This window comes from Blastopirellula marina, from assembly GCF_002967715.1.
In the GTDB taxonomy this organism is placed as follows: Bacteria; Planctomycetota; Planctomycetia; order Pirellulales; family Pirellulaceae; genus Bremerella; species Bremerella marina_B.
This window is the reverse complement of record NZ_PUIA01000067.1, coordinates 1-579: the sequence shown is the minus strand read 5'-3', so window position 1 is coordinate 579 and position 579 is coordinate 1. Positions and strand designations below refer to the sequence as shown.

Below are 579 nucleotides of genomic sequence, written 5' to 3'. Positions count from 1 at the left end.
TCGGTCAGCAGTCCAATAATGGCCTTCAGCCGCTCCGGATCGAACAACCGCGCGCTTTCCGAAAGCGAGCCCAGCGACGCTTTCGCGTTGCCAAGCTTCGCCTGAACCTTGGTGAGTTCGCTTGCCTGCGACAGCGCCCGCAGACTAGAAATGCCGGGGTTCAAGACGTAAAGCAACACCAGCAGACAATACTGATCGAAGTGCAAGGTGCGATTGCCAGCGACATCGCGCTCCGTCCCCTCGTCATGAAGCTCCGCCAACAACGGCCGCAACTTGGCAAAGTACTTCAGGCCTTGCACACCGATCGGTTGCTGGTCGTCGGCGCTAGCAGGCGGGGCCGCCAATTTGCGTTTCTTAGAAGACTTCCGCACGATAAAATACCACTGCATCCAAGGTTGAAACCAAGCTTCGCTCTGCCATTGTGGCACGGCGAAATGGAATCAATTTGAATGCGCAAATGGCGTGCCGAACAGTATTGGGACGGGGGGCAAATTCTAAACGACCGGGCGGCGACGGGTGGCACCAACAGTTGATTAGATTTTCAATTCCTGTTGGTCTCAAATCTTTTCACGCATTAGC

1 pseudogene is annotated in these 579 nt (G+C 55.3%); it reads right to left on the bottom strand.

Annotated features, from left to right (window positions below):
• A pseudogene (locus C5Y96_RS20060) lies at positions 1-371 on the bottom strand (IS4 family transposase); the annotation flags it as partial.
• Between the last annotated feature and the right edge of the window lie 208 nt (positions 372-579).